This window comes from Saccharothrix sp. ST-888 (assembly GCF_000955975.1).
In the GTDB taxonomy this organism is placed as follows: Bacteria; Actinomycetota; Actinomycetes; order Streptomycetales; family Streptomycetaceae; genus Kitasatospora.
On sequence record NZ_JYJF01000429.1, the window covers coordinates 1 to 385 of the forward strand.

Here is a 385-nt window from a genome sequence, read left to right on the forward strand (position 1 = left end):
GCCCGGTTCTCCAGCACCGCACGGCCGGTCGCCAGCGAACGGCCGACACCCGACACGTCCAGCCCCGGCTCACCCGCCGCGAACGCCCGCAGCCGCGCCGCCTGACCCCGCAACGCCTCCGCACCACGACCCGACACCACCCACGGCACCACCGACGCACCCACCACCGGCACACCCGCGACCGGCACCGGCACATCGGCGGTCGGCGCCTCCTCGGCAGCCACCGGCTCCGGCGCCTGCTCGATGATCACGTGCGCGTTCGTCCCGCTGAACCCGAACGACGACACACCCGCCCGGCGCAGCTCCCCCGTCTCCGGCCACGGCCGCGCCTGCGAGAGCAACTCCACCGCACCCGCCGACCAGTCCACATGCGGCGAGGGCTCGT

The 385-nt window shown here is 75.6% G+C and carries 1 protein-coding gene; it reads right to left on the reverse strand.

Going from position 1 to position 385, the window contains the following annotated elements; translation table 11 throughout:
- On the reverse strand, positions 1-368 hold a 368-nt coding region (locus UK12_RS33390; RefSeq protein ID WP_331386676.1), incomplete at its 3' end, for a ketoacyl-synthetase C-terminal extension domain-containing protein.
- Between the last annotated feature and the right edge of the window lie 17 nt (positions 369-385).